Source organism: Clostridium sp. Marseille-P3244, from assembly GCF_900120155.1.
Taxonomy (GTDB): domain Bacteria; phylum Bacillota; class Clostridia; order Lachnospirales; family Lachnospiraceae; genus Mediterraneibacter.
Genome location: NZ_LT635549.1, coordinates 2,188,921 through 2,213,878 on the forward strand (window position 1 = coordinate 2,188,921; position 24,958 = coordinate 2,213,878).

Here is a 24,958-nt window from a genome sequence, read left to right on the forward strand (position 1 = left end):
GGATCTCTCCTTATTTTTTTCTGAGGGCAGATCTCACTGCTTTCATGATCTGGATGATCGGAATATTCAGGGCCGCAAGTCCATACACAGTAAACAGCTGGCCTACTGTCAGAGTCTGTACTTTAAAGATACTGTGAAGTCCCGGGATCATAACAACTCCCGTGATCAGAACGATCCCCAGCACAAATGCGCCGATCAGCCATTTATTGTTAATAACCTTCTTCGTAAATACCACCGGTCTGTCTGATTTACAGTTAAATCCATGGAACAGTCTTGCGGAACAGAGTGTCGCAAATGCCATCGTACTTCCCAGCAGCGCGTTTTCCCCATGGTAACCGATCAGGAACGCGATCATAGTTGTCACAGCAATGGAAAGACCTTCTGTACCGATCTTGAGCAGGAAATCTTTTGTCAGGATGGACTCGTTCATCGGTCTTGGCTTCTCCTTCATGACATCCTTGGAACCTGGTTCCAGCCCCAGCGCGATGGCCGGAAGGCTGTCTGTCAGCAGATTGATGAACAGCAGATGCACCGGCGCGAAAGGAACCGGAAGAGCTGTGATGGACGCATACAACACGGCAAGAATCGCGCCGAAATTACCGGACAGCAAAAACTGGATGGAACTCTTGATATTCCGGTAGATATTCCTTCCGTTTTCTACTGCCTTTACGATCGTCGCAAAATTGTCATCGGTCAGTACCATAGCCGCGGCGTCCTTGGACACCTCACTGCCTGTGATCCCCATGGCCACTCCGATATCCGCCTGTTTCAGCGCGGGGGCGTCATTGACCCCGTCACCGGTCATTGCCACGATATTCCCCTTGTTCTGCCATGCCCGGACGATCCGGATCTTATGTTCCGGGGATACACGGGCATATACGGAAATACCCTCTACGTAATCTTCCAGCTCTTCATCTGACATTTTATCAATAACCGCTCCTTCGCATGCTTCGGATTCATCCTCAAGGATACCGATCCGCTTCGCGATCGCGGCAGCGGTCACCTTATGATCTCCTGTGATCATGATCGGACGGATACCCGCGCTCTTACAGTCCGCGACAGCCATCTTTGATTCTTCTCTCGGCGGATCCATCATGGCGATAAGCCCCAGGAAGATCAATCCATATTCGTCTTCCAGCGTCAGCTCCAGTTCATCTGAGACAACCTTGTAAGCGAAAGCGAGAACTCTCAGCCCCTGCCTGGAGAAAGCCTGGTTCTGTTCTTCGATGTTCTTCCGATCCTGTTCGGTCATCGGGCGCACCTCAGAGCCGATCTGGATCTGGTCCATCCTCTCCAGCAGGACATCCACCGCGCCTTTTACTACCATGGTCGGAATTCCTTCCATGGTATGTTTGGTGGACATCAGTTTCCGGTCACTGTCAAAGGGGTTTTCACTCTCTCGCGGATATTTTGCCCGGACAGCTTCCGGATCCAGTCCCAGCCTGCTTCCCAGATTGATCAGGGCTGTCTCGGTGGGATCTCCGATCTCCACACCATCCGTGTTCTTGGAATCATTGCAGAGCATACTTCCAATAAGAAGACGACTCTGAGAAGGATCATTCAGATCGATATCCTCTGCCTTGATACAGACTTCATCTACATAATAATCTTCCACGGTCATTTTGTTCTGTGTCAGTGTTCCTGTCTTGTCAGAACAGATGACAGACACACTTCCCAGACCTTCCACAGCCTGCAGCTTTCTCATAATCGCATGTTCCCTGGCCATCTTCTGCGTGCCGAAAGACAGGACGATGGTCACAATAGAACTCAGAGCCTCCGGGATCGCCGCCACGGCAAGGGCAACCGCAAAGAGAAAAGCATCTCCGATATTATCACCGCGGAAGATGCTGACACCAAAAAGGATCGCGCAGAACACCAGAATCAAGATAGATAATTTCTGCCCGAACTGATCCAGATTTACCTGGAGCGGCGTCCGCTTCTCGGAAGTTGTCTTTAACAGACTGGCAATTTTCCCGACTTCCGTCTCCATTCCGATACCCGTTACAATGAAGGATCCTCTTCCGTATGTGACAAAGCTTCCGGAATAAACCATATTCAGCCGGTCGCCCAGAGGCACCTCTTCTTCCCGGATCACCTCTGTATTCTTCTCCACTCCAAGGCTCTCACCGGTCAGAGCGCTTTCATCTACTTTCAGGCTGGCACATTCGAGCAGACGACCGTCTGCGGGAATATAGTCTCCCGCGTCCAGCATCACAATATCTCCCACTGTCACTTCTGAAGAGGGAATCTGCACCACACTGCCGCCCCGCAGTACCTTTGCCTCGGGTCCGGACAGCTTTTTCAGGCTGGCCAGCGACTGTTCTGCTTTCACTGTCTGGACAGTTCCCAGGACCGCGTTCATCGTGATCACGATCAGAATTACGGCCGCGCTTTCGATATCTCCCATAAAACCGGAAGCGATCGCGGCTATGATCAGGATAATAACAAGAAAATCCTTGTACTGTTCCAGAAAGATCTGGAATACTGTTTTTTTCTTTCCTTCCACCAGCTCATTTGGGCCGTATTTTTCCTGATTTTTTCTGACCTGTTCTTCTGTCAGCGGCTCTGTTGAGCCGTTGATTTCCCTCATCGTCTCCTCGCCGGATAAATGATAATAAGTGTTCATATAGACCTCCTTTAGTTGCCGGTGCAATAAAAAATGAGACTTTATTGCACAACGTTGTTATGTAATGCAATAAAAGTCTCACTGTTTAATCACGATACGGATGGCTTTATAATACCATCGTACTGACGATATCGCAAACGCCTATGACAAGCGCCAGTTACTCCCTTTTACCTAAAATAATATAATGGAAATTACCGGCGCTGTCAACCGTTTTAACTCTTTTTTCACAAACTCCGGTATTTATACAATACCCTGAGCTGTCATAGCGTCAGCTACTTTCTCAAATCCGGCGATATTGGCGCCTACGACATAGTTCCCCTTGAAGCCGTACTTCTCAGCCGCGTTGATCATATTGTGGCAGATATTTACCATGATATCCTTAAGTTTCTTATCCACTTCATCAAATGTCCAGCTCAGGCGCTCGCTGTTCTGGGACATCTCCAGTGCGGATGTAGCGACACCACCGGCGTTCGCAGCCTTTCCGGGAGCAAAGAGAACGCCGTGCTCCTGCAGATATTCTGTTGCCTCCAGTGTGGTCGGCATGTTCGCGCCTTCTGCCACAGCGATGCATCCGTTCTCCACAAGCATTTTCGCGTCTTCAAGGTGCAGCTCGTTCTGTGTCGCGCACGGAATGGCAATATCCACCTTTACAGACCACACGCCTCTTCCCTCATGGTACTCAGAATTCGGACGATATTTCTTATACTCTGTCAGTCTTGCGCGGTTCACTTCTTTGATCTCTTTGAGTGCCGCGACATCGATTCCGTCCGGATCATATACCCAGCCGTTGGAATCGCTGACGGTTACGACCTTGGCGCCCAGCTGCTGTGCTTTCTCGGTAGCGTAGATTGCCACATTTCCGGATCCGGAGATTGCCACTGTCTTCCCTGCAAGCTCCTGTCCGTTCAGTTTAAGCATCTCTTCTGTCAGATAAAGCACGCCATAGCCTGTCGCCTCTGTACGAGCCAGAGAACCACCGTAGCTTAATCCCTTCCCTGTAAGTACGCCTTCATACAGTCCGGTCACTCTTTTATACTGACCGAACATGTAGCCGATCTCTCTTGCGCCTGTTCCGATATCACCTGCCGGGACATCAGTGTCCGCGCCGATATATTTGCAGAGTTCTGTCATAAAGCTCTGGCAGAATGCCATAACTTCCCTGTCGGATTTGCCCTTCGGGTCAAAGTCAGATCCGCCTTTTCCGCCGCCGATCGGAAGCCCGGTCAGAGAATTCTTAAAGATCTGCTCAAATCCAAGGAATTTGATGATACCGAGATTTACGGACGGGTGAAGACGAAGTCCTCCCTTGTACGGTCCGATCGCGCTGTTGAACTGTACGCGGTAACCTGTATTGACCTGTACCTGTCCCTTATCGTCAACCCACGGCACACGGAACTTAATCTGTCTCTCAGGCTCTACCAGTCTCTCAAGAAGCGCTTCTTTGCGGTACTTCTCTTCATTTGCCTCGATCACGACACGGAGAGATTCCAGCACTTCTTTAACTGCCTGATGAAATTCCGGCTCTGCCGGGTTCTTTTTCACAACTAAATCAATTACCTCATCAACGTATGACATCTCAAATACCTCCTGCAATAATAAATATGGCGGAGAATCTCCGCCTGCTTTTCAGGCCTCTTTGCCTACTCGTTTATTTTAAGGGGAAAATGAATTGTTGTCAATGAAAAGTTTCACTATTTTACAGTTTTAACGCTTTATTTTATTAAATTTGCAGGAAACCCGACAGACAGGTTGCAGAATTTGTTTCTGAGGGAAAAGAAATACAGGATGCCTTGCCGGCATCCTGCTCAAAGTGCACATATTAGTTATATTTACGTTTTCTTGCAGCTTCAGATTTCTTTTTACGTCTTACGCTTGGCTTTTCATAGTGCTCCCTTTTACGGATCTCCTGCTGAATGCCAGCTTTAGCACAGTTTCTTTTGAATCTGCGTAAAGCGCTATCCAACGTCTCGTTTTCTTTAACGATCACATTTGACATAGTCTCACACCTTACCTCCCCTCCAGCCTTGTATTGTGCATAATACGACTGATCGGGTATTTTTATTGCACTAACAAAGATTATAGCATATTTTTCCCTTCCGTCAACCATTTTCCTGCGAAAAACTTAAGAAAGATTAATTCAGCTGTCCCTCCAGGACTTCTTTTGCCTTTTTCAAAGCGTCCGGGATCCCTGCCGGATTCTTTCCTCCGGCCTGTGCCATATTCGGGCGGCCGCCTCCGCCGCCGCCTACGAGGCCCGCGATCCCTTTGACCAGATTCCCCGCATGGGCGCCTCGCTTCATGGCGTTCTCTGTGGCTGTTGCCATAAGACTGACCTTTCCGTTGTTTCCGGAAGCCAGCACAACGACACCTTCTCCCAGCTTCTCTTTCAGCTGATCGCCCATATCTCTCAGAGCGTTCATTTCCATGCCATCAATCTGAGCCGCCAGCAGTTTCAATCCTTTGACATCCTCCACCTGATCCATTAGATCGCCCGCGGCTTCCTTAGCCATTCTGCTCTTTAAGCTTTCCACCTCGCTGCTCAGTGTCTTGTTTTCTGTAAGCAGATGGCTGATCTTGTCCGCCAGATTATCCGGCGTTGCCTTCAGAAGCGCCGCCGCATGTTTCAGCTTTTCTTCTGTCTTTGCATAGTATCTCAGCAGGCCATCCGATGTCAGCGCCTCGATCCTGCGGACTCCGGCCGCCACACCTGTTTCTGAGATAATCTTGAACGCCATGATCTCCGAAGTATTCTTTACATGAGTACCGCCGCAGAATTCGATGGAAAATCCGCTCATGTCGACTACCCGCACGATCTCCCCGTATTTTTCGCCGAAAAGAGCCTGCGCGCCGGTCTTCTTCGCCTCTTCGATAGGCATATTCTTCACGGCTACATCCAGTCCTTTTGCAATCTGCTCGTTAACGATCTCCTCTACCTTTTCCAGCTCATCCTGGCTTAAAGCCGAGAAATGGGTAAAGTCAAATCGGAGTCTGTCCTCATTTACACTGGATCCCGCCTGTTCTACATGCGTGCCCAGCACGGTGCGCAGAGCCTTCTGGAGAAGATGAGTGGCGCTGTGGTTTCTCGCGGACAGTGCCCTCTTTTTCCCATTCACCTCCAGGGATACCGTGTCACTCTTCCGGATCATCCCTTTTGTCATTACTCCCACGTGACCGATTTTTCCTCCAAGGAGCTTCACAGTATCTTCTACCCGGAACTCCCCATTTTCAGAACGGATAAATCCGGTATCCGCTTCCTGTCCTCCGCTGGTGGCATAGAAAGGAGTTTCATCTACAAACACAGTTCCCCTCTGTCCTTCTGTAAGGGCATCCACGATCTCGCTCTCTGTCGTAAGGACAGACACTTCGGACTTCCAGGTCAGATTATCATAACCGACGAACTTGCTTGTCACTTCCGGATCGATGGATTCATAGACGGTTACATCCGCTCCCATGTAATTGGTCACTTCACGTGCTCCGCGGGCTTTCTGCCTCTGTACTTCCATGCAGGCCTGGAACCCTTCTTCATCTACCCGGATCCCCTTTTCTTCCAATATCTCCTTTGTCAGATCCAGCGGGAAACCATAGGTATCATAAAGGCGGAACGCGTCTTCCCCGCTCAGGATCTTATCTCCTTTTTTCTCCAGCTCCCCGGTCATTTCCGCAAGGATCCCCAGTCCCTGATCAATGGTCCTGTTGAACTGTTCCTCCTCCTTGGAGATCACCTCAAGGATAAACTCTTTCTTTTCTTCCAGTTCCGGATATCCATCCTTTGAACCGGCGATCACTGTCTGAGCAAGTTCCGGCAGAAATCCCTTCCGGATCCCCAGCAGTCTTCCATGCCTGCAGGCTCTTCTCAGCAGTCTCCGAAGAACATATCCTCTGCCCTCATTTGATGGCATGATCCCATCAGAAATCATAAAAGTCACAGAACGGATATGATCTGTGATCACGCGGATCGATACATCATCGTCATAAGTCTTTCCATATTCTTTTTCGGCCAGTTTGCAGACATGGTCGCGCAGGGCTTTGATGGTATCCACGTCAAAGATGGATTCTACGTCCTGTACGACAGATGCCAGACGCTCCAGGCCCATTCCGGTATCGATGTTTTTCTGTTCCAGTTCTGTATAATTGCCGTTGCCGTCATTGTCAAACTGAGTGAACACGTCATTCCAGATTTCCATATAGCGGTCGCAGTCACAGCCCACCGTACAGTCCGGTTTCCCGCAGCCGTATTTCTCCCCTCTGTCATAATAGACCTCTGAACAGGGGCCGCAGGGGCCTGAGCCGTGCTCCCAGAAATTATCCTCTTTCCCGAACTTAAAGATCCGATCTGCCGGGATGCCGATTTTCTTGTTCCAGATCTCAAACGCTTCATCATCATCTACATAAACAGACGGATAGAGCCGGTCCGGATCCAGTCCCACTACCTCAGTCAGAAATTCCCATGTCCACTGAATGGCTTCTTCCTTAAAATAGTCTCCGAAAGAAAAATTGCCCAGCATTTCAAAGAAAGTCCCATGGCGGGCTGTTTTTCCCACATTCTCAATATCCCCGGTACGGATGCACTTCTGGCAGGTCGTGACCCGCTTTCTCGGCGGGATCTCCTGACCGGTAAAATATGGTTTCAGCGGCGCCATTCCTGAATTGATAAGCAGAAGGCTCTTATCATTATGAGGCACCAGTGAAAAGCTCTTCATGGCAAGATGTCCCTTGCTTTCAAAGAACTCCAGAAACATTTTTCTCAACTCATTTACTCCATACGGCTGCATTCTGATAATCCTCCTCTTTCGCTCAAAAAGCCTGTTCTATAATATAGCATAGCAGGATATATTTGTAAAGCGGGCGCCCTTTTAAAGCGCCCGCTTTAACATCATCTTTGTAATCCTTTATTCCAGTTCGATCTCTTCTAATTCTTTCGGCGGGATCGCCTTGCTTGAGTTCTTGACAAAGGAGGCCAGGTTCTTCTTCGCCTTTGCTACCGGGATATTGGTTCCGGCTCCCGCGATACATCCTCCGGGACATCCCATACCCTCGATCAGGCAGCCGTTCATTCTTCCGGCTTTCGCCAGCGCCAGGATCTTCTTGCACTCGGTCAGTCCTTCCGCATGCTCGATATTCACCTGCACATCCGGGTAGTACTCATTGATACATTTCTCGATGGCCTCTGCCACACCGCCGGCGCAGCCGTAACCCCGGCCCGCTCCGGTCGCGTCATGGAAGGAAGACTCTGCTTCATATTCATTGAGATCGATCCCCTTGGCGTCAAACATGGCCTGCAGCTCCTCAAACGTTACGACAAAATCCACATCACTGCGGACAGACCTTCTGGAGGCTTCCAGCTTCTTTGACGCGCAGGGCCCGATAAACACGACTCTCGCATCCGGATGTTCCTGTTTGATGGTCCTTGCCGTGGCCACCATAGGAGTCAGCTCCTGTGAGATCTCATCGATCACGTCCGGGAAATATTTCTTCGCCAGCACTGCCCAGGAAGGACAGCAGGATGTAAGCAGGAAAGGAAGCTCTCCCGTCACGACCTTCTCCACATAATGATGAGCCTCTGCGATAGCGCCGATATCGGCTCCCAAAGCCACCTCGTATACCTCGGAGAATCCCAGTTCTCTCAGGGCAGCCTTGATATTCCTCGGGGTGATATTATCTCCGAACTGGCCCACAAATGCCGGAGCCACCTCGGCGATGATATTCTCCCCCTCTGACAAAGCTCTGGCCAGCTGAAAGATCTGCGATTTGTCCGAGATCGCCCCAAACGGACAGTTTACCATACACATTCCACAGGAAACACATTTATCATTGTCGATATAAGCCCGCCCGTATTTATCAGATGTAATGGCGTTCACCCCGCAGGCCTTCTGGCAGGGCCGCTCTTTTTTCGCGATCGCGTCATAAGGGCAGACAGATTTACACTTGCCACATTTAATACATTTATCCTGATCAATATAGGAGCGGCCGTCCACCATGGAAATCGCGCCTCTCGGACAGACTTCCTGACACGGATGCGCCAGACAGCCTTTACAGACATTGCTCACTTCGTATTTGTTTTCCTCGCATCGCTCACAGGCAGAAGGGATCACCTGCATGAGCGGCGGCTCATAGTATTTTTCGGAAATATTGCTGGCCTCAACTCCCGATGTCAGATGGACCGGCTTGTTCTCCGGACGAAGGGAAAGCCCCATTGCCAGACGGAGACGCTCTCTTACTATCGCCCGGGAACGATAGGTGCTTTCACGGTATTTCTCTGTATCATCATTTACAATATCATAGGGGATGGATTCCATATCATCCAGAAGAGTTTTGGCATCAGCCTTGAATCCCAGCTTTGCCACCTCTGTAAACACCCGTCTCCTGATCGCTCTCACCGGGGTCTGTAATCCTCTCATCATAATCTCATATCCTCCTGATCTTCTCATCGCCGGATCCTGTACCGGCCTGTATTTTTCTTCTCTTCCACTATATCGGTCTGATATTTTTTTGTCAATATTTGTATCAAATCTGATACAAGCTTCTGCTATTTTCCCATAGCTTTTTCTTTCCCGCAGCCGGTTTTCTGTCCTTCGCCGAACAGTTTCTGAGCATAATGGACGGACTGCATGGCGTCCTTCCCATAGAAATCGGCCCCGATCATATCCGCATACTCCTGATTCAGCACTGCTCCGCCTACCATTACCCGGCACCAGGGAGCCTTCTCCTTAAGCTGCCGGATCGTCTCCTCCATACTTACTACTGTTGTAGTCATAAGAGCGCTCAATCCTGCCAGCCGGACCTCTTTTTCCACCACCGTGTCCACGATCTTCTCCGGGGGCACATCTTTCCCAAGATCGATCACGTCAAAGCTGTAATTTTCCAGCAGTACCTTGACAATATTTTTCCCGATATCATGGATATCACCTTTCACTGTAGCCAGCACAACGGTTCCCAGTTTCTCCTGCGCCTCCCCGCTTCTGTCCATCTTCTCCTTCAAGACGGAGAAAGCGCTTTTGGCAGCCTCAGCGCTCATGAGAAGCTGTGGTAAAAAAACTGTTCCTTTTTCAAATCCATCTCCTACTCTGTTCAGCGCGGGAATCAGTTCCGTATTGATGATATCAAGGGGGGCTTCTGACTCCGACAGTTTTACGGTAATACTGCGTGAATCCTCTTTAAGCCCTTTCTCGATGGCTTCCGCCAGCGTGATCTCCGGCCCTGATCCTGTTCCATTTCCGGAAGACGCTCCCGATTGAGCTCCTGTCTGTCCTTTTTGCGTTTCTATGCTTCCATATTTTTCGATATACTGCTCACAATTGCTGTCCAGTGCCATCAGGGCATGATAAGCATACCAGGCGTTCATCATATCTTCCGATGAGGGGTTGATGATACCCGCGCTCAGCCCGTTCATCATCGCCATCGTATAAAAGGAAGAATTTATCACCGGTCTTCTGGGAAGCCCGAAAGAAATATTAGATACTCCCAGTACCGTCCCAACCTTTGTTTCATCCCGCAGACGTCTCAGTGTCTCCAGCGTGATTTTTGCTCCTTCTGCCTCGGAACTGATCGTCATGGCAAGAGCGTCGATCACAATGTCTTTCTTTTTAATTCCGTATTTTTCTGCCTCCCGGATGATCTTTTCCGCAATGCGCACGCGCCCCTCAGCGTCAGCGGGGATCCCCTTCTCATCCAGGGTCAGCCCGATCACGACGCCTCCATACTTCTGGATCAACGGAAAAACTTGATCCATCGACTCCTGTTTCCCGCTGACAGAGTTGACCATTGCTTTGCCATTGTATATACGCAGCGCGCTCTCCATGGCCTTGGGATTCACTGTATCGATCTGAAGCGGCAGATTTACCACGCTCTGGAGCTTTTGGACCACTTCTTTCATCAGAGCAGGCTCATCGATATCCGGAAGCCCCACATTTACATCCAGGATATGGGCTCCATTGTCCTGCTGTGTGATCCCTTCTCTCAGTATATAGTCCAGATCATGTTCTTTCAGCGCCTGTTTAAAGCGCTTTTTCCCCGTAGGATTGATCCGTTCGCCGATGATCTTTGACCCCGGCCCCAGAAAAACACTCTGTCCATAAGAGGAGACAACCGTAAACTCCTTCTCTTCCACAGGAAGCGGCTGCATCCCCTCACACTGTTTTATCATGGCTCTGATATGTTCCGGTGTAGTACCGCAGCACCCTCCGATCACACAGGCTCCCATTTTAACTGCCTTTTTCATCCACTCCGAGAATTCTCCCGGATCTACATCATAATATGTCTTTCCCTCCCGCTGTTTCGGCAGACCCGCGTTTGGCTTGACAATGACAGGCAGCGAAGAATAGGTCAGGAACTCTTTCAGGACCGGCAGCATCTGCTCAGGTCCCATACCGCAGTTGATCCCGATAGCGTCTGCCCTCAGTCCTTCCAATAGGGCCACCACAGAGTGGACATCCGCCCCTGTCAGAAGCTTGCCCCTCTCATCGAAAATAGCCGTGGCAAACACAGGAAGAGACGTATTCTCCTTCGCCGCCAGGACCGCCGCTTTCAGTTCGTAAGTGTCACTCATCGTCTCGATATGGATCAGATCCGCTCCGGCTGAAGCTCCCCAGAGGATCACCTCTCGAAAGGCTTCATACGCCGTCTCAAAATCCAGATCACCCATGGGTTTTAACAGCTTGCCGGTAGGCCCGATATCCAGGGCGGTCCAGACTTTTCTTCCCTGCGCTTCTGCCGCGTTTTTTACAATCTTCACCGCAGTCTTTACCACATTTTCCAGAGAGACTGTATCATCATGAAATTTCAGAGCGTTGGCGCCGAATGTATTGGTCAGCACGATATTGCTTCCCGCCTCGATGTATCTCTGATGGATCCCGGAGACAATATCCGGATGCGTCACATTCCATATTTCCGGCAGTTCTCCCGGCGCAAGCCCGTTTTCCTGAAGCAGCGTGCCCATTCCTCCGTCAAAATATAGCAGTTTTTTCCCCAGCTGTTCTCTGATCATAAATATTTCCTTTCACCTTCTGTACTCACAGTCCTGTTTGCCGCACGCCTCACACCCCGCGGCCGGGCACCGGTCTTTTACCGGACTTGCCCCGATCACCGCTGTCACCGATTTTGTCGGCGTCATCATAAAACCGTCCGTCATCGTAAGTCCGATCGTCTTCGCGCAGTCCAGTATCCGCATAAGAGGTTCCTGATAATGTATATCAAAATCTCCATAGCCCGGACTGAACCTGGGGCGCAGATACAGGCCTTCTTTTTCTAGTTCCAAACCGATCTTCTCCTGCGTCCTGTCACAGTATTCTTCAAGATATGCGGCAGCACAGGCCTGCAGGATCACCGCTTTTGCCATATCTGTCAGGGATGTCCGCGTGATAAGGCGGTCGATCCCGGCTCCCAGAGTGGCTCCGAAAAGTACCATTTTGGGACATCCTTTCAGATTACGGCTCAGGCTGCCGCTTGAGATCTGCAGAGTGCCCGCTTTGATTCTGCCGTCCTCCATCCATTCTATGTCAAAAACGCGCCAGATCGATCTGGGCCCTGCAGTTTTTTTTACCTCTTCAAAGGCTTTTTCTATCATACTGCCGGTCCTCTCATCTGCCGCGTTCCTGCCATAGCCCAGATATCGGATGGCTTCTTTCATCCATCTCTCCATCTCTGCCACCTATACCTTTATGATCTCAGACAGGTTTTTCATGATCGCCGCTGCCACATCCGGTTTATTCATAGAATAAATATGTATGTTTTTTATCCCGTTGGCCAGCAGATCAATGATCTGATCCGTCGCGTACGCGATACCGGCCTGTTTCATGGCCGCCGGGGAACCTCCGAACCGGTCCAGGATAGACAGAAATCTACGGGGAAATACGGTTCCCGACAGTTCCTGGCTTTTCTTCATCTGGGACGCACTTGTAATAGGCATGATCCCAGGCAGCACAGGGACTGTGATCCCCGCTTCCCGGATCCGGTACAGGAAATTATAGTGAATGTCATTGTCAAAAAACATCTGTGTAGTCAGGAAATCAACTCCACTGTCCACCTTCTGCTTCAGATATCGGATATCATCTTCTTTGTGTTCATTTTCCACATGCCCTTCCGGATAGCAAGCCGCGCCAATGCAGAAATCCCCATGTCTTCTGATCTCTTCTACCAGTTCATATGCATACCGGAACCGCCCCTCATCCGGGAAAGCCGTACCGGAAGGAATATCCCCCCGCAAGGCAAGAATATTCTCGATCTTCAGATCCTTTAGATTTTCGATCACATCTCTGACTTCTTCTTTCGTGGAAGAAGCACAGGTCAGATGGGCAAGGCTGAGCACGTGCAGATCATTTTTTATATGGGAGGCGATCCTGGCCGTATTCTTGCTCGTGCCTCCCCCCGCTCCGTATGTCACGCTGATAAACGCCGGATTAAGCTTCGCGATCTCGTCCGTGGCGGTGAGTACTTTTGTAAAATCTTCGTCCTTTTTAGGAGGGAATACCTCAAATGAAATGTGTATCCTGTCCTCATTCAATCTGTCTATTATTTTCATCTGGCTTCTATTCTCCTGTCATCTTCCTGTATTGTCTACTCGCCGATCAGGCTCTTATAAAGTTCCTCATAATGCCCTGCTGAATTTTTCCATGAAAAATCCTGGCTCATGGCACGTTCGACGATCTTGTTCCAGTCTCTTTTCTTATCGTAGTAGATCCTCTCGGCATATCGGACTGTGTTCAGCATCTCATGGGCATTATAGTTGCAGAAGCTGAATCCTGTACCGGTCTTTTCATATTCATTATAAGGCTGCACAGTATCTCTGAGGCCTCCTGTCTCACGCACGATCGGAATCGTTCCGTAGCGCAGGCTCATAAGCTGACTCAGGCCGCAGGGCTCAAACAGAGACGGCATCAGGAATGCATCGCAGGAAGCATAGATCCTGTGAGAAAGCTCGTCGGAATAATAGATATTTGCTGACACTCTTCCAGAGTATTTCCACGCAAAATGGCGGAACATATTTTCATACTTCACATCACCGGTTCCAAGCACAACGATCTGTACCGCATCCTGACACAGTTCATCCATCACATAATCCACAAGATCAAATCCCTTTTGATCCGTCAGACGGGACACCATGCCGATCATCATAACTTTCGGATCTTTATCCAGCCCCAGCTCCTCCTGAAGCGCTGTCTTATTCTGAGGCTTATTCTTTCTGAAATTATCGATCGTAAACTTTTTCGCGATCCGCGGGTCGGCAGCCGGATTCCAGTCATCATAATCCAGCCCGTTCACGATCCCCCACAGATCATTCGATCTGGCAGAAATCAGGCCATCCAGCCCTTCTCCATAAAACGGAGTCTTAATCTCATCCGCGTAACTGTTGCTCACTGTGGTTACTTTATCCGCGTACACAATTCCCCCCTTCAAGAGATTTGCGTCCTTGTATGCTTCCATCTTATCCGGAACAAAATAGTATTCCGGCAGACCCGTGATCCCCCTCACGGTTTTAGTATCCCATACGCCCTGGAATTTCAGGTTATGTATGGTCATTACGGTTTTGATTCCTCTGTAATATTCTCCGAGATATCGGAAATTATCCAGATATACCGGAATCAGGCCTGTCTGCCAGTCATGACAGTGAATAAGATCCGGCCGGAAACCGATCACGGGAAGAATGCTCAGGACCGCTTTTGAAAAAAAGGCAAACTTCTCGATGTTCCATTTAGGATCCCCATCGTATGGAGCAAAACCGCTGAAATAATGCTCATTGTCGATAAAATAGAATGTAATGTCATTCAGAACAGTTTTCATTACTCCTACATACTGATCCTGTCCTGCTATATCCATATAAAAATGAGTTACATACTCCAGTTTATCCTTCCATTCCTGCTTCATGCATGTATACTTCGGGATAACGACACGCACATCGTACTTTTCTCTGTTAAATTCTTTCGGAAGAGACCCCACTACGTCTGCAAGGCCGCCTGTCTTGATAAACGGCACACATTCTGAAGAAGCAAATAAAATATTTTTCATACTTATGATCCTCCATCTTCTGCATAATTAACGCAGGATATTTCATTAAAATATATTATACCTTATTTCCTGCATAATGCAAAGGATTTTATCGGACCTCCTCCTCAGTTTCCTTTGCCTCCATGTCTGTATTCCAGCTGGATCGTGTCTGCGATCAGCGCGATAAATTCAGAATTTGTCGGCTTGCCTTTCCCGGTGCTCACAGTATAACCGAAAAGTTCATCCAGAGTGTCCAGCTTGCCCCTGCTCCAGGCCACTTCAATGGCATGCCTGATCGCCCGTTCTACACGGCTGGAAGTTGTCTGATACTTCTTTGCCACCGTAGGATACAGGATCTTGGTTATGGCATTAAGTACATCCATATCGTTTACGGCCATCATGATCGCGTCCCTGAGATAGTGATACCCTTTGATATGTGCCGGTATACCGATCTCGTGGAGCATGTTTGTCACCCGGTTTTCCAGGTTATCCCCTCTTGCACTTGTCTCTTTCTTCTTTTCCTCTGTTTTTCTGTCATAATTTCGGAACATTTTTCTTACGGATTTTATCCGTTCCAGCAGCATATCGTTGTTGAACGGTTTCATAACGTAGTAATTTGCCCCTTTATCAAAGGCATCCTCGGTAATCCTTTCCTGACCCACCGCCGTGATCACGATAAAATATGGACGTTTGTTGACAAAATGGTCCTGATTCACCTGTTCCATTACTGTCAGTCCATCCATTTTCGGCATAATAAGATCCAGAAGAACAACATCTGGCTGTCGGTCTTTGATGATCTGGCATACTTCTTCGCCATTTTTTGCTTTTCCGACCAGATCCAGCTCTTTATCCGTGCTGATGATTTCATCCAGCATATCCAGGATCTTCTGGTTATCATCGGCGATGGCCACACTCAAATGCTCCATTCTCTTCTCTCCTTTAGATTTGAGAACCAGCCTTGAAACGCCACTTGCTTATTATATCCATGACAACTTGCAGAATCAAGGAGATTTTGTAGCACTAATTCGACATAAAATTCGACGTTTCAGATAATTCGACCTGATTCAGCATGTTCTCAATGAATATCCCATATCCCATTGTCGAATCTTGTACAAAAACATGGGTCACGGCACCGATCAGTTTCCCGTTCTGGATAATAGGACTTCCGCTCATACCCTGTATAATCCCGCCTGTTTTCTCCAGAAGCTCCGGATCTGTCACTTTGATGACCAGCCCTTTATTTATCTCTTCCGCAGACATGTCGATATCTGTCACTTCTATATCGTATTCTTTGAGTTCGCCGTCAATATAGCAGCGAATTGAAGCAGGTCCGGTGACAATTTCTTCTTTTTTCACGGTTTCAATAGGAATCTGCTCGGCAAACAGTTCATCGATCCGATCGATCGTTCCATAGATTCCGGCTTCCGTATTTTTATCAATAGTGCCGAGAATATTATAATTGTTATATACAATAATCCCTTCCATGCTCCCCGGCGCCCCGGTGGAACCTTTGGTAATATCCTGTATACTGGTCCGATATACTGTTCCGCTGGAAATAGACATAAGAACATTTGTGTCAGTGTCATGAATCCCGTGTCCCAGAGCGCCAAACCGGCTCATTTCCGTAAGAAAAGTAACAGTTCCAAGCCCCTGCACATTATCTCTGACCCAGATCCCAAGGCGGTACTTCAAAGGCTCATATTCTACCGGTCTGATTTTCACTTCCATATTTTCGTCTCCACGCCGCAGCGTCAGTATCACATTCTCGCCCTCAATCTCATCCACTGCTTTCAGAAGATCCGCTTTCCCGGAAATCTCCTGATGATTGACTGCCGTGATATAATCACCGGATCTGACCAGATCAGCGGCCGGTTCATATGACCTGCCGTCTATTCCTTCGATCTGTTCCGTATTCAGAACCATCACGCCGTCCGTTTCCATATAGATGCCCACAGGCATTCCTCCCAGAAGTACCGTTTCATTTCCCGCTGACGCCGTACTTGCCTCTGTCTGTTGTAACGCGTTTGGTCTGCTCTCTGTTCGGACATACTCATATCCAACAGTACCGATAAGCAGAAGAAAAACAAGCAAGATGATCAGACTGGCCCTGTATTTTCGATTTTCTGTCATACTTTCACATCCTTTCTGATTCGCTTTTGTGTAGGCTTTTATCATATAGGGCAGTCCGAAAATCATACAGGACCTTGCCAAAGGCTTTCTTGTATGACAAACAAAAAGAAACGGATACATGCCCTGTACCCGTTTCTAGTATGTGTGTCTTTTTCCCTTTTCACACTGGTATTATCTTTCACTCTTTGCCAATTCTTTCATCTCTCTGGCGCTTTCCATAATGTGGTCCGTAACTGCCGCCCCGCCAAGAATCCGCGCCAGTTCCCGGACAGAATCCTCCTGATCCAGACGACGGATCATTGTCCTTACGGAATTCTCCTTCGCTTCTTTTTCAATCAGGAAATGTACATCTGCCGCCGCCGCGATCTGAGGCAGATGAGTGATACATATGACTTGACGCCTTTTCGCGATGAGCCGGAGTTTCTCGCTGACTCTTCCCGCAGTGATTCCGGATATGCCGGCATCGATCTCATCAAAGATCAGGGTTGGCGTATCCTCTTCATCTGCCAGTACAGCTTTCACTGCCAGCATGATACGTGAGAGCTCGCCGCCGGAAGCGATATTGCCAAGAGATTTCATCGGTTCTCCCGGATTCACAGACAGATAGAATTCCGCCTCGTCGCTTCCTCCGGCACTGAATTTTCCCGTATCAGACAGCCGGATCTCAAATTTCGTGTCAAAAAAATTCAGCTCTGCCATCTGGCTACGGATCTCTTCTGCAAAGACAGCCGCATATTTTTCGCGTATTCTGTGCAGTTTACCGGCAATTTTTTCTGCTCTGTCAAATGCTTCATCTCTCTTTTGAAGCATCTCACTGCGAAACGCGTCATAATCATTCAGCTCTTCTATCCTTTTCTTTTTCTCGTTACAATATGCAAGGATATCGCTGACAGTTCTTCCATATTTTGCTTTTAAATGATTGAGCAGGTTCAGGCGCTCTTCTGTTTCCCTGAATTCTTCCTCTGAAAACTCAAACGTCTTTGTATACTCAGAAAGTTCCCGGTTAAAATCATTGAGCAGGCTGTCCACATCCAGAAGCTGGCTGTAAAGCTGTCCGCTCTTTTCATCAAACTCCGAAACTTCCTGAAATGAACGAACAGCCCGGCTTAAGCAGTCACTGGCATTCACTCCCGGATCCCCGCACGTGTACCGGTAGGTCTCACTTATAGCTTCTGTCAGATTTTTGCTCTCCGTCATCCGGCGGTACAGCTCTTCCAGCTCCTCGTCCTCTCCCGGAACAGGCGCAGCCTCCTCGATCTCTCTGACTTCAAATTCTGCTAGAGACAGTTCCCGTCTTTTGCTCTCTTCATCCAAAGCATCTTCATCCAGACGCCTGCATATCTCACGGTACGCCTCCCACGCTTCTGTCATCTGATCCCGAAGGGGACGCACTTCTTCTCTGGCGTACAGATCCAGCAGGGCCAGATGATTCTTCCGATGCAGCAAAGTCTGGCTGTCATGCTGTCCGTGGATGTCAATCAGAAGACTGGCCACATCTTTCAGAGCAGCTGTATTTACCGTCTCTCCGTTGATCCTGCAAAGACTTTTTCCTTCCATCAGTTTCCGGCTCAGGGTGATCATTCCCTCCTCCAAAATAATTCCCAGTTCTTCCAGTCTTTTTTGGATCTTCTTATCCTCTATAGAAAATGTAAGCTCAACAAGGCCCGAAGAGGCTCCGTTCCTGAGCATATCCGCAGTATATCTTCCACCCAGCGCAAGTCCCACAGAGCCGAGAAGAATTGACTTTCCCGCTCCTGTTTCCCCGGTAAGGATATTCAGTCCCGGCCCGAAATCCACTTCCGCCTCATCGATCAGCGCCAGGTTTTTTACATGAAGATTCTCTAACATAAAAGCACCATTATCCTTTTGAAACAACTCTCCGTATTTTCTCCATTACAGCTTTTGTATCCTCGACTGTACGTATAGCACACATAATCGTGTCATCTCCGGCAATACAGCCTACCACTTCATACCATTTCATAGCGTCGATCGCTGCGGCCACCGCCATAGCCATTCCGGACACCGTCTTAATAACCAAGATGTTCTGGGCCATATCCATTGACACATACCCGTCTCTGAGTACCCGTATATATTTCTCATTGATCCCGGCATCATCCTGACGGTGAAGAACGTACTTCTGCCTCCCGCCGCCAATGGATATTTTGGTCAGGTTCAGATCCCGGATATCCCTTGAGACCGTAGCCTGTGTAACTTTAAACCCTTCCTCATTCAGATATTCTGCCAGTTCTTCCTGGGTTTCGATGTCGTGCTGGCCGATAAGTTCAATGATCTTTGCATGCCGACTGACTTTCATATTCCTTAATTTCCTTTCATTTTCTCGCGCATCGTTTTCATAAAGCTTTCTTTGCTCAGTTTGATAAATCTGGCATTCTGGCGGGACTGACGGATGCATACCCGCTCTCCTGTGACAAGGCTCGTCTGTTCTGCTCCGTCAAAACACAGTATCGCCTGATCTTGCCGGTCATACCGGCCCTCGCACAGCTCGACTTCTATGGTATCTTCCGCGGAAAGGACAACGCTGCTGGTGTTCAGCGCATGGGAACAGATGGGCGTGATCACGATCATTTTTGCAGTAGGTTCCACTACAGGTCCTCCGGCAGAGAGATTATATCCCGTGCTTCCCGTAGGAGTGGAAAAAATCACTCCATCTGCCTGATATGTGTTCAGAAGTGTTCCGTTTACATAAATACGGAAGCTGACGATCCTGACCTTTCCCTCACGGGCAAGGACAATATCATTTACGGCAAGTTCTTTTCTCCCTCCATGAAAAGAGCCTTCCAGCATCATCCTGTCTTCAATGTCAGGCACACCGTCGAACAGACGGTCTAAAGCGCTCTCAAAATCCTTCAGCTCCACATCTGCCAGATAACCGACTGTTCCCAGATTGATCCCCAAAAGGGGCAGGCTGTTGTCTCCCAGGTCTCTTACAGCCCGGATCAGCGTTCCGTCACCTCCAAGCACAAGCCCGCACTGTGCCTCCCGGGGAACTGATCCCGGCACGATATGCCCTTTTTCATCTTTTTCAGAAAGAAAACATGTCTTCCCGTGCTTTTCAATATATTGACGGATCTTGTTAGTGATTGTATAATCTTCGTCTTTTCGTTTGTTTGTGATAATATAAAAACAATCCATGCGCTACCTCTTGTCATCCTGTCTGGTAAGTGTCTCAAAAGCCTGTCTCACCACTTCTTCAGGGGCCAGCCCGGTATCTTTTCCTGTCCCTTCCATGTTTTTCCGCAGATGAATCAGATATTCAATATTTCCTTCCGGTCCTTTGATCGGAGAAAAATCAAGACCGAGCAGGTCATATCCTGAGGATAAGGAGAAATCCATAACCTTTCGGATCACCTCCAGATGAGTGCTCTGCTCTCTGACAACGCCCTTTTTTCCTACTTTTTCCCGTCCTGCCTCAAACTGAGGTTTAATAAGCGCTGCCACATGTCCGTTTTCTTTCAGGTATTCCCGGATGGGCCCCAGTACCTTTGTAAGGGAGATAAAAGATACGTCAACAGAAGAAAAATCAATGGGCTCTCCGATATCTTCCGGTTTGACATAACGGATATTCGTCTTTTCCATACAGACGACCCGCGGGTCATTCCGCAGTTTCCAGTCCAGCTGTCCTCTTCCCACATCTATGGCGTATACCTTTGCCGCCCCGTTCTGCAGCATACAGTCTGTAAATCCTCCGGTAGACGCTCCTACATCCGTGCATACTTTTCCCGACACATCCACGCCAAAAACCAAAAGCGCTTTTTCCAGCTTCAGTCCTCCCCGGCTGACATATGGCAGGACATGTCCCCGCACTTCAATGCTCACATCCGGAGAAAATGTACTCCCGGCCTTGTCTTCTCTCTGTCCCTCTACGAAAACATTCCCGGCCATAATGACCGCTTTTGCCTTTTCTCTGGATTCTGCCAGATTCCGTTTTACAAGCAAAACATCCAAACGTTCTTTCATGCTGTTATTCCTCTATCATCAAATAGTCTGTCACAATCCGTTTTACGATCATATCCCTGTCCAGTCCTGTTTCCCTGCGCAGCATCTCTACATTTCCATGTTCCACATAATCATCGGAAATTCCAATGTTGCACACATGTACATCCAGCTTCGCCCTGCTGACATAGTCCAGTACCTGTTCTCCAAACCCGCCGGCAATAACATTTTCCTCAATTGTAACAAATATCCTGTGATCCTCTGCGAGTTCTTCCAGAAGAGCCCCATCCAGAGGCTTGACAAACCGTGCGTTGACAAGTGTACAGCTGTATCCTGTCTCTTTGAGTTTCCGGCGCACACTGTCTGCCAGCCGGGCCATATGGCCTACAAAAATAATCGCGATGTCCTCTTCCTCATACAGCACTTCGCTCTTCCCATATTCCACAGGAGTCCGGAACTGACGCATTCCCTCATAGGCTGTCCCTCTCGGATACCGCAGAGCGATGGGATACTGGAAGTCAACGGCAAACCGCAGCATATCTGCCATCTCCCAGCGGTTTTTCGGAGACATGATCGTCAGATTCGGAATCGTGGACAGAAAAGACAGATCAAAAACTCCCTGATGAGTCTCTCCGTCATTTCCTACAAGTCCGGCCCGGTCCACCGCGATCACAACAGGAAGATTCTGAAGACAGACATCGTGCAGAGTCTGATCATAGGCTCTCTGAAGGAAAGAAGAATACACCGCGAAAACAGGTTTCATTCCTCCGGCAGCCAGCCCCGCCGCAAATGTCATGGCATGTTCCTCCGCAATACCCACATCAAAGAAGCGTTGGGGAAACCGCCGGGAAAAAGCGGAAAGGCCCGTCCCGTCTGCCATGGCCGCGGTAATCGCCACGACTTTATCATCTCTTTTTGCAATATCGGTCAGTACTTTGGAAAATACGTCCGTATAAGTGTCTTTTCCGGTAATTTCTTTCGGTTCTCCTGTCTCAATATCAAAGGGACCCAGGCCGTGGAAACGGGCCGGATTTTCTTCAGCAGGCGCATATCCTTTTCCCTTTTTTGTGATTACATGTACTAAAACCGCATGGTCTACTCGTTTCGCTTCACTGAAGATCTTCACCAGTTTTTGGATATCGTGTCCGTCTACCGGGCCAAGATAGGTAATTCCCATGTTTTCAAACAACATTCCGGGGACAAAAAGCTGCTTGATCCCGCTTTTTGTCTTTTTAATCTGATTAACGATCCGTTCCCCGCCCCCGGGAAGCTTCTTCAGAGTGCCTTCCACGCCTTTTTTCAGCTCCGTGTATGCCTGCGCTGTCCGCAGACCGCTCAGGTATTTGGACATTCCTCCCACATTCTCGGATATGGACATATTATTGTCATTCAGAACGATAATAAAATTACTTTTCAGACGGGACGCGTTATTGAGCGCTTCATATGCCATTCCTCCGGTCAGAGATCCGTCACCGATGACAGACACCACGCTGTGTTTCTGCCCCAGAAGTTCTCTGGCCGCCACATAACCCAGTCCGGCTGATATGGAGGTGGAACTGTGCCCCGTGTCAAAAGCGTCGCAGTCGCTTTCCTTCCTCTTCGGGAATCCGCTCATTCCTCCGTATTTTCTCAGATCATCAAATCCGTCTTTCCTTCCCGTGAGCAATTTATGAGTATAGGACTGATGCCCCACGTCCCAGATCAACTTGTCCTCCGGCAGATCCAGGATCAGATGGAGGGCCATGGTCAGTTCTACGACTCCCAGGTTTGAGGCCAGATGACCTCCTGTCCTGCTGATCTTTTCAATCAGGAACTGCCGGATCTCACCTGCCAGTATTTTCAGCTGCTCTTTGTCCAGCTGTTTAATATCATTTTCCTTCCGGATCTTTTCAAGCACCATAACGGTCCTCCTCATTTTTCCCGGTATACAAGTCCCGTCAGCAGCTCAGTCAGAAATCCGTCCTGCTTTTTCAGAGACCGCAGTTTCTCCACCGCTTCCTCTGTCATACGTCTGGTCTCCATCCTTGCCTCATCAAGACCTATCCAGGTCACATAAGTAGTCTTTTCATTCTTTTCATCACTGTGGACTGGCTTCCCCAGTGTTTCTGTCGTACTGGTGACATCCAGGATATCGTCCTGGATCTGAAACGCCATTCCGATCTTTCCCGCGATCTCTTCCATAGTCCGTATTTCTTCTTCAGACGCCCCGGCCAGTACCGCGCCGATCATAACAGAAGCCTCGATCAGGGCTCCCGTTTTCAGCCGGTAAATAAAGTCCAGCGTCTCGCCGCTGATCACATGGCCGGACTCTTTTACGTCTACAACCTGCCCGCCGATCATGCCATAGATTCCGGCCTTGCCGGCCAGAATCTTCAGGGCTCTGCCGATCCGGGAACAGTTTTCCTCCTCCATGTCAAAAGCCAGACAGGCGGTCTCAAAAGCATAATTTAAAAGAGCATCTCCGGCAAGGATTCCCATATCCTCTCCATATACCACATGAGTCGTCTTCCTTCCGCGCCGGTAGTCATCATTGTCCATGGCCGGCAGATCATCGTGGACCAGAGAGTAGGTATGGATCATTTCGATCGCCGCAAGGAACGGCTCGATCACCTGCCCTCCGCCTCCGAAAAGATGAAAGGACTCCAGCATCAGCATAGGCCTGAGCCGCTTTCCTCCGGCCATAAGGCTGTATTCCATGGCCTCCATGATGATCTTCTGCTGTCCCTCCTGTTTCGGAAGAAATCTTCTTAATACCTCTTCAATATATGCCTTTTTACTTTCATATTCTTTTTCAAAATTCATGGGCATCTCCATCCTCATCCAGAATCAGTACCTTTTTCTCCACCTCATCGATCGACTGACTGCATTTCTTTAAAATCCCCATCCCTTTATTATACAGATCAAATGATTCCTCCAGTGAGTTCTCCTCTTTCTCCAGCCTGGTAATCAGCTCTTCCAGACGATCGAACATTTCCTCCAGAGTTTCCTTTTTCTCCTCTTCCACTGTCTTCCTCCTGTCCCCGGTTTTTCTTTTCACTGCTCCCTGATTTTGCCCTGCCCGGACGGATAGGTAACACGCCCGACAGACAGGACTTCTGCCTCAAGCCGTCCGTCACTCAGATAAATCTGGATCCGTTTCCCGGCCTCTGCCTGTCCCACGCTGCGGATATGCTCTCCTTCCGGAGTCTGTACATAAGAATATCCATGACTCAGCTTTGTGAGCGGGGATACCCCTTTCATTCTCTCGGCATAAAGCGCCAGTCTGTGTTTTTCTTTCACCAGCCTGTTTTCCATGCTGTTTCGCAGACGGTTCTCCAACTCTGCCGCGTACTGCCGGTTCTCATTCAGTTTTTGCCGGGGATGGGCAAACTTCAGACGCATCTTCATATGTTCCAGAAGTGCCCGCTTTTCCTCTGTCTTCCGGGACATCCTGCGATCCAGCTCACCCCGGTATGCTGCGATCCGTTCTTTTGCTTCCCGAAAGTCATAGACTGCCAGTTCCGCAGCCGCTGACGGTGTGGGAGCCCTCAGATCCGCTACAAAATCTATTATCGTCGTATCCGTCTCATGGCCTACCGCCGAGATCACCGGTACACTGCATTCAAACACAGCGCGGGCCACGGCTTCTTCATTGAAAGCCCAGAGGTCCTCGATGCTGCCGCCGCCACGGCCGACAATCATTACATCTACCTGCCTTCTCTCCAGCAGACGGATCCCGTTGACAATACTCTGAGCTGCCCCCTCTCCCTGTACCTGGGCCGGTGCCAGGATCAACTGTACATAAGGGTTCCTCCGGCCGGCAATGTTAATGATATCACGCACTGCCGCGCCGGTGGGCGCTGTGACGATCCCAACCGTTTTCGCGTAGCGGGGGATCGGGCGCTTATATTCCAGCGCAAACATGCCCATCTCCGCAAGTTCTTTTTTCAGCGCCTCAAACTTTTCATAGAGTTCGCCGGCCCCGTCCCGGACGATCTCTCTGGCATAAAGCTGGTATTTCCCGTCTCTCTCATAGACGCTTATACTGCCGAGAACGATGACCTGCTGTCCTTCCTGCAGCTGGAAAGAAAGTCCTGCCCTGGAGCCCGCGAACATCACGCAGGCAATCGTGCCGGACTCATCCTTCAGAGAAAAATAAATATGGCCCGACGTATGATATTTACAGTTGGAGATTTCTCCTTTTACATAGATCCGGTTCAGCATGAAATCCTGAGTGAACATATTCTTGATATAAGAATTGACCTGCCTTACCGTATAGACGTTTTTCAC

The 24,958-nt window shown here is 49.1% G+C and carries 19 protein-coding genes; all 19 read right to left on the bottom strand.

Annotated features, from left to right (window positions below):
- Window positions 1-10: 10 nt before the first annotated feature.
- The 19 genes from BQ7367_RS12225 to xseA all read right to left on the bottom strand — a co-directional run bounded on the left by BQ7367_RS12225 (window position 11) and on the right by xseA (window position 24,958).
- The gene (locus BQ7367_RS12225; RefSeq protein WP_072525690.1) at window positions 11-2,626 is read right to left on the bottom strand and encodes a cation-translocating P-type ATPase; all 2,616 of its coding nucleotides are present in this window, start codon (window positions 2,624-2,626) and stop codon (window positions 11-13) included.
- A 240-nt stretch (window positions 2,627-2,866) separates the two neighbouring features.
- Window positions 2,867-4,201, bottom strand: coding sequence for an NADP-specific glutamate dehydrogenase (gdhA, locus tag BQ7367_RS12230; RefSeq protein ID WP_072525691.1), 1,335 nt, complete (start codon window positions 4,199-4,201; stop codon window positions 2,867-2,869).
- Between the two features lie 244 nt (window positions 4,202-4,445).
- Window positions 4,446-4,622: a 30S ribosomal protein S21 gene (gene rpsU / locus BQ7367_RS12235; protein ID WP_004054229.1), complete on the bottom strand. Its 177-nt coding sequence runs from the start codon at window positions 4,620-4,622 to the stop codon at window positions 4,446-4,448.
- Between the two features lie 136 nt (window positions 4,623-4,758).
- On the bottom strand, window positions 4,759-7,398 hold the full coding sequence (gene alaS, locus BQ7367_RS12240; protein ID WP_072525692.1) for an alanine--tRNA ligase: 2,640 nt from the start codon (window positions 7,396-7,398) through the stop codon (window positions 4,759-4,761).
- A gap of 117 nt (window positions 7,399-7,515) precedes the next feature.
- Entirely contained in the window at window positions 7,516-9,027 is a 1,512-nt protein-coding gene (locus BQ7367_RS12245; RefSeq protein WP_072525693.1) for a 4Fe-4S dicluster domain-containing protein, read from the bottom strand.
- A gap of 125 nt (window positions 9,028-9,152) precedes the next feature.
- Window positions 9,153-11,609, bottom strand: coding sequence for a homocysteine S-methyltransferase family protein (locus BQ7367_RS12250; RefSeq protein WP_072525694.1), 2,457 nt, complete (start codon window positions 11,607-11,609; stop codon window positions 9,153-9,155).
- Between the two features lie 12 nt (window positions 11,610-11,621).
- The gene (locus BQ7367_RS12255) at window positions 11,622-12,263 is read right to left on the bottom strand and encodes a vitamin B12 dependent-methionine synthase activation domain-containing protein (protein ID WP_072525695.1); all 642 of its coding nucleotides are present in this window, start codon (window positions 12,261-12,263) and stop codon (window positions 11,622-11,624) included.
- A gap of 9 nt (window positions 12,264-12,272) precedes the next feature.
- On the bottom strand, window positions 12,273-13,142 hold the full coding sequence (metF, locus tag BQ7367_RS12260) for a methylenetetrahydrofolate reductase [NAD(P)H] (RefSeq protein WP_072525696.1): 870 nt from the start codon (window positions 13,140-13,142) through the stop codon (window positions 12,273-12,275).
- Between the two features lie 35 nt (window positions 13,143-13,177).
- Window positions 13,178-14,626: a glycogen synthase GlgA gene (glgA, locus tag BQ7367_RS12265; RefSeq protein WP_072525697.1), complete on the bottom strand. Its 1,449-nt coding sequence runs from the start codon at window positions 14,624-14,626 to the stop codon at window positions 13,178-13,180.
- A gap of 104 nt (window positions 14,627-14,730) precedes the next feature.
- On the bottom strand, window positions 14,731-15,531 hold the full coding sequence (gene spo0A / locus BQ7367_RS12270; RefSeq protein WP_072525698.1) for a sporulation transcription factor Spo0A: 801 nt from the start codon (window positions 15,529-15,531) through the stop codon (window positions 14,731-14,733).
- 94 nt (window positions 15,532-15,625) lie between these two features.
- A complete protein-coding gene (gene spoIVB, locus BQ7367_RS12275) occupies window positions 15,626-16,735 on the bottom strand; it encodes a SpoIVB peptidase (RefSeq protein WP_072526210.1) in 1,110 nt (369 codons plus the stop codon).
- Window positions 16,736-16,906: 171 nt separating this feature from the next.
- Window positions 16,907-18,583, bottom strand: a complete 1,677-nt coding sequence (recN, locus tag BQ7367_RS12280; RefSeq protein ID WP_072525699.1) for a DNA repair protein RecN — start codon at window positions 18,581-18,583, stop codon at window positions 16,907-16,909.
- 10 nt (window positions 18,584-18,593) lie between these two features.
- The gene (gene argR / locus BQ7367_RS12285; protein WP_072525700.1) at window positions 18,594-19,049 is read right to left on the bottom strand and encodes an arginine repressor; all 456 of its coding nucleotides are present in this window, start codon (window positions 19,047-19,049) and stop codon (window positions 18,594-18,596) included.
- A 5-nt stretch (window positions 19,050-19,054) separates the two neighbouring features.
- On the bottom strand, window positions 19,055-19,888 hold the full coding sequence (locus BQ7367_RS12290; protein WP_072525701.1) for an NAD(+)/NADH kinase: 834 nt from the start codon (window positions 19,886-19,888) through the stop codon (window positions 19,055-19,057).
- Between the two features lie 3 nt (window positions 19,889-19,891).
- Window positions 19,892-20,713 carry a TlyA family RNA methyltransferase gene (locus BQ7367_RS12295; protein ID WP_072525702.1) on the bottom strand — a complete coding sequence of 274 codons (822 nt, stop codon included), beginning with the start codon at window positions 20,711-20,713 and terminating at the stop codon, window positions 19,892-19,894.
- A 4-nt stretch (window positions 20,714-20,717) separates the two neighbouring features.
- Window positions 20,718-22,589: a 1-deoxy-D-xylulose-5-phosphate synthase gene (gene dxs / locus BQ7367_RS12300; protein WP_072525703.1), complete on the bottom strand. Its 1,872-nt coding sequence runs from the start codon at window positions 22,587-22,589 to the stop codon at window positions 20,718-20,720.
- A gap of 11 nt (window positions 22,590-22,600) precedes the next feature.
- Window positions 22,601-23,509 (bottom strand): polyprenyl synthetase family protein, encoded by a 909-nt coding sequence (locus BQ7367_RS12305; protein ID WP_442855384.1) that lies wholly within the window; start codon window positions 23,507-23,509, stop codon window positions 22,601-22,603.
- A complete protein-coding gene (xseB, locus tag BQ7367_RS12310) occupies window positions 23,481-23,693 on the bottom strand; it encodes an exodeoxyribonuclease VII small subunit (RefSeq protein WP_072525705.1) in 213 nt (70 codons plus the stop codon). The genes BQ7367_RS12305 and xseB overlap by 29 nt, the downstream gene beginning before the upstream one ends.
- A 29-nt stretch (window positions 23,694-23,722) precedes the next feature.
- Window positions 23,723-24,958: an exodeoxyribonuclease VII large subunit gene (gene xseA, locus BQ7367_RS12315; protein WP_072525706.1), complete on the bottom strand. Its 1,236-nt coding sequence runs from the start codon at window positions 24,956-24,958 to the stop codon at window positions 23,723-23,725.

Excerpts from the sequence above, each read along its gene's own strand:
- gdhA (WP_072525691.1), bottom strand. The coding sequence starts at position 4,201 with ATGTCATACGTTGATGAGGTAATTGATTTAGTTGTGAAAAAGAACCCG.
- BQ7367_RS12250 (WP_072525694.1), bottom strand. The coding sequence starts at position 11,609 with ATGATCAGAGAACAGCTGGGGAAAAAACTGCTATATTTTGACGGAGGA.
- BQ7367_RS12295 (WP_072525702.1), bottom strand. The coding sequence starts at position 20,713 with ATGAAAGAACGTTTGGATGTTTTGCTTGTAAAACGGAATCTGGCAGAA.
- spo0A (WP_072525698.1), bottom strand. The coding sequence starts at position 15,531 with ATGGAGCATTTGAGTGTGGCCATCGCCGATGATAACCAGAAGATCCTG.
- alaS (WP_072525692.1), bottom strand. The coding sequence starts at position 7,398 with ATGCAGCCGTATGGAGTAAATGAGTTGAGAAAAATGTTTCTGGAGTTC.
- BQ7367_RS12225 (WP_072525690.1), bottom strand. The coding sequence starts at position 2,626 with ATGAACACTTATTATCATTTATCCGGCGAGGAGACGATGAGGGAAATC.
- BQ7367_RS12255 (WP_072525695.1), bottom strand. The coding sequence starts at position 12,263 with ATGGAGAGATGGATGAAAGAAGCCATCCGATATCTGGGCTATGGCAGG.
- spoIVB (WP_072526210.1), bottom strand. The coding sequence starts at position 16,735 with ATGACAGAAAATCGAAAATACAGGGCCAGTCTGATCATCTTGCTTGTT.
- glgA (WP_072525697.1), bottom strand. The coding sequence starts at position 14,626 with ATGAAAAATATTTTATTTGCTTCTTCAGAATGTGTGCCGTTTATCAAG.
- metF (WP_072525696.1), bottom strand. The coding sequence starts at position 13,142 with ATGAAAATAATAGACAGATTGAATGAGGACAGGATACACATTTCATTT.
- BQ7367_RS12245 (WP_072525693.1), bottom strand. The coding sequence starts at position 9,027 with ATGATGAGAGGATTACAGACCCCGGTGAGAGCGATCAGGAGACGGGTG.
- rpsU (WP_004054229.1), bottom strand. The coding sequence starts at position 4,622 with ATGTCAAATGTGATCGTTAAAGAAAACGAGACGTTGGATAGCGCTTTA.
- recN (WP_072525699.1), bottom strand. The coding sequence starts at position 18,583 with ATGTTAGAGAATCTTCATGTAAAAAACCTGGCGCTGATCGATGAGGCG.
- BQ7367_RS12290 (WP_072525701.1), bottom strand. The coding sequence starts at position 19,888 with ATGGATTGTTTTTATATTATCACAAACAAACGAAAAGACGAAGATTAT.
- argR (WP_072525700.1), bottom strand. The coding sequence starts at position 19,049 with ATGAAAGTCAGTCGGCATGCAAAGATCATTGAACTTATCGGCCAGCAC.
- BQ7367_RS12305 (WP_442855384.1), bottom strand. The coding sequence starts at position 23,509 with ATGAGGATGGAGATGCCCATGAATTTTGAAAAAGAATATGAAAGTAAA.
- dxs (WP_072525703.1), bottom strand. The coding sequence starts at position 22,589 with ATGGTGCTTGAAAAGATCCGGAAGGAAAATGATATTAAACAGCTGGAC.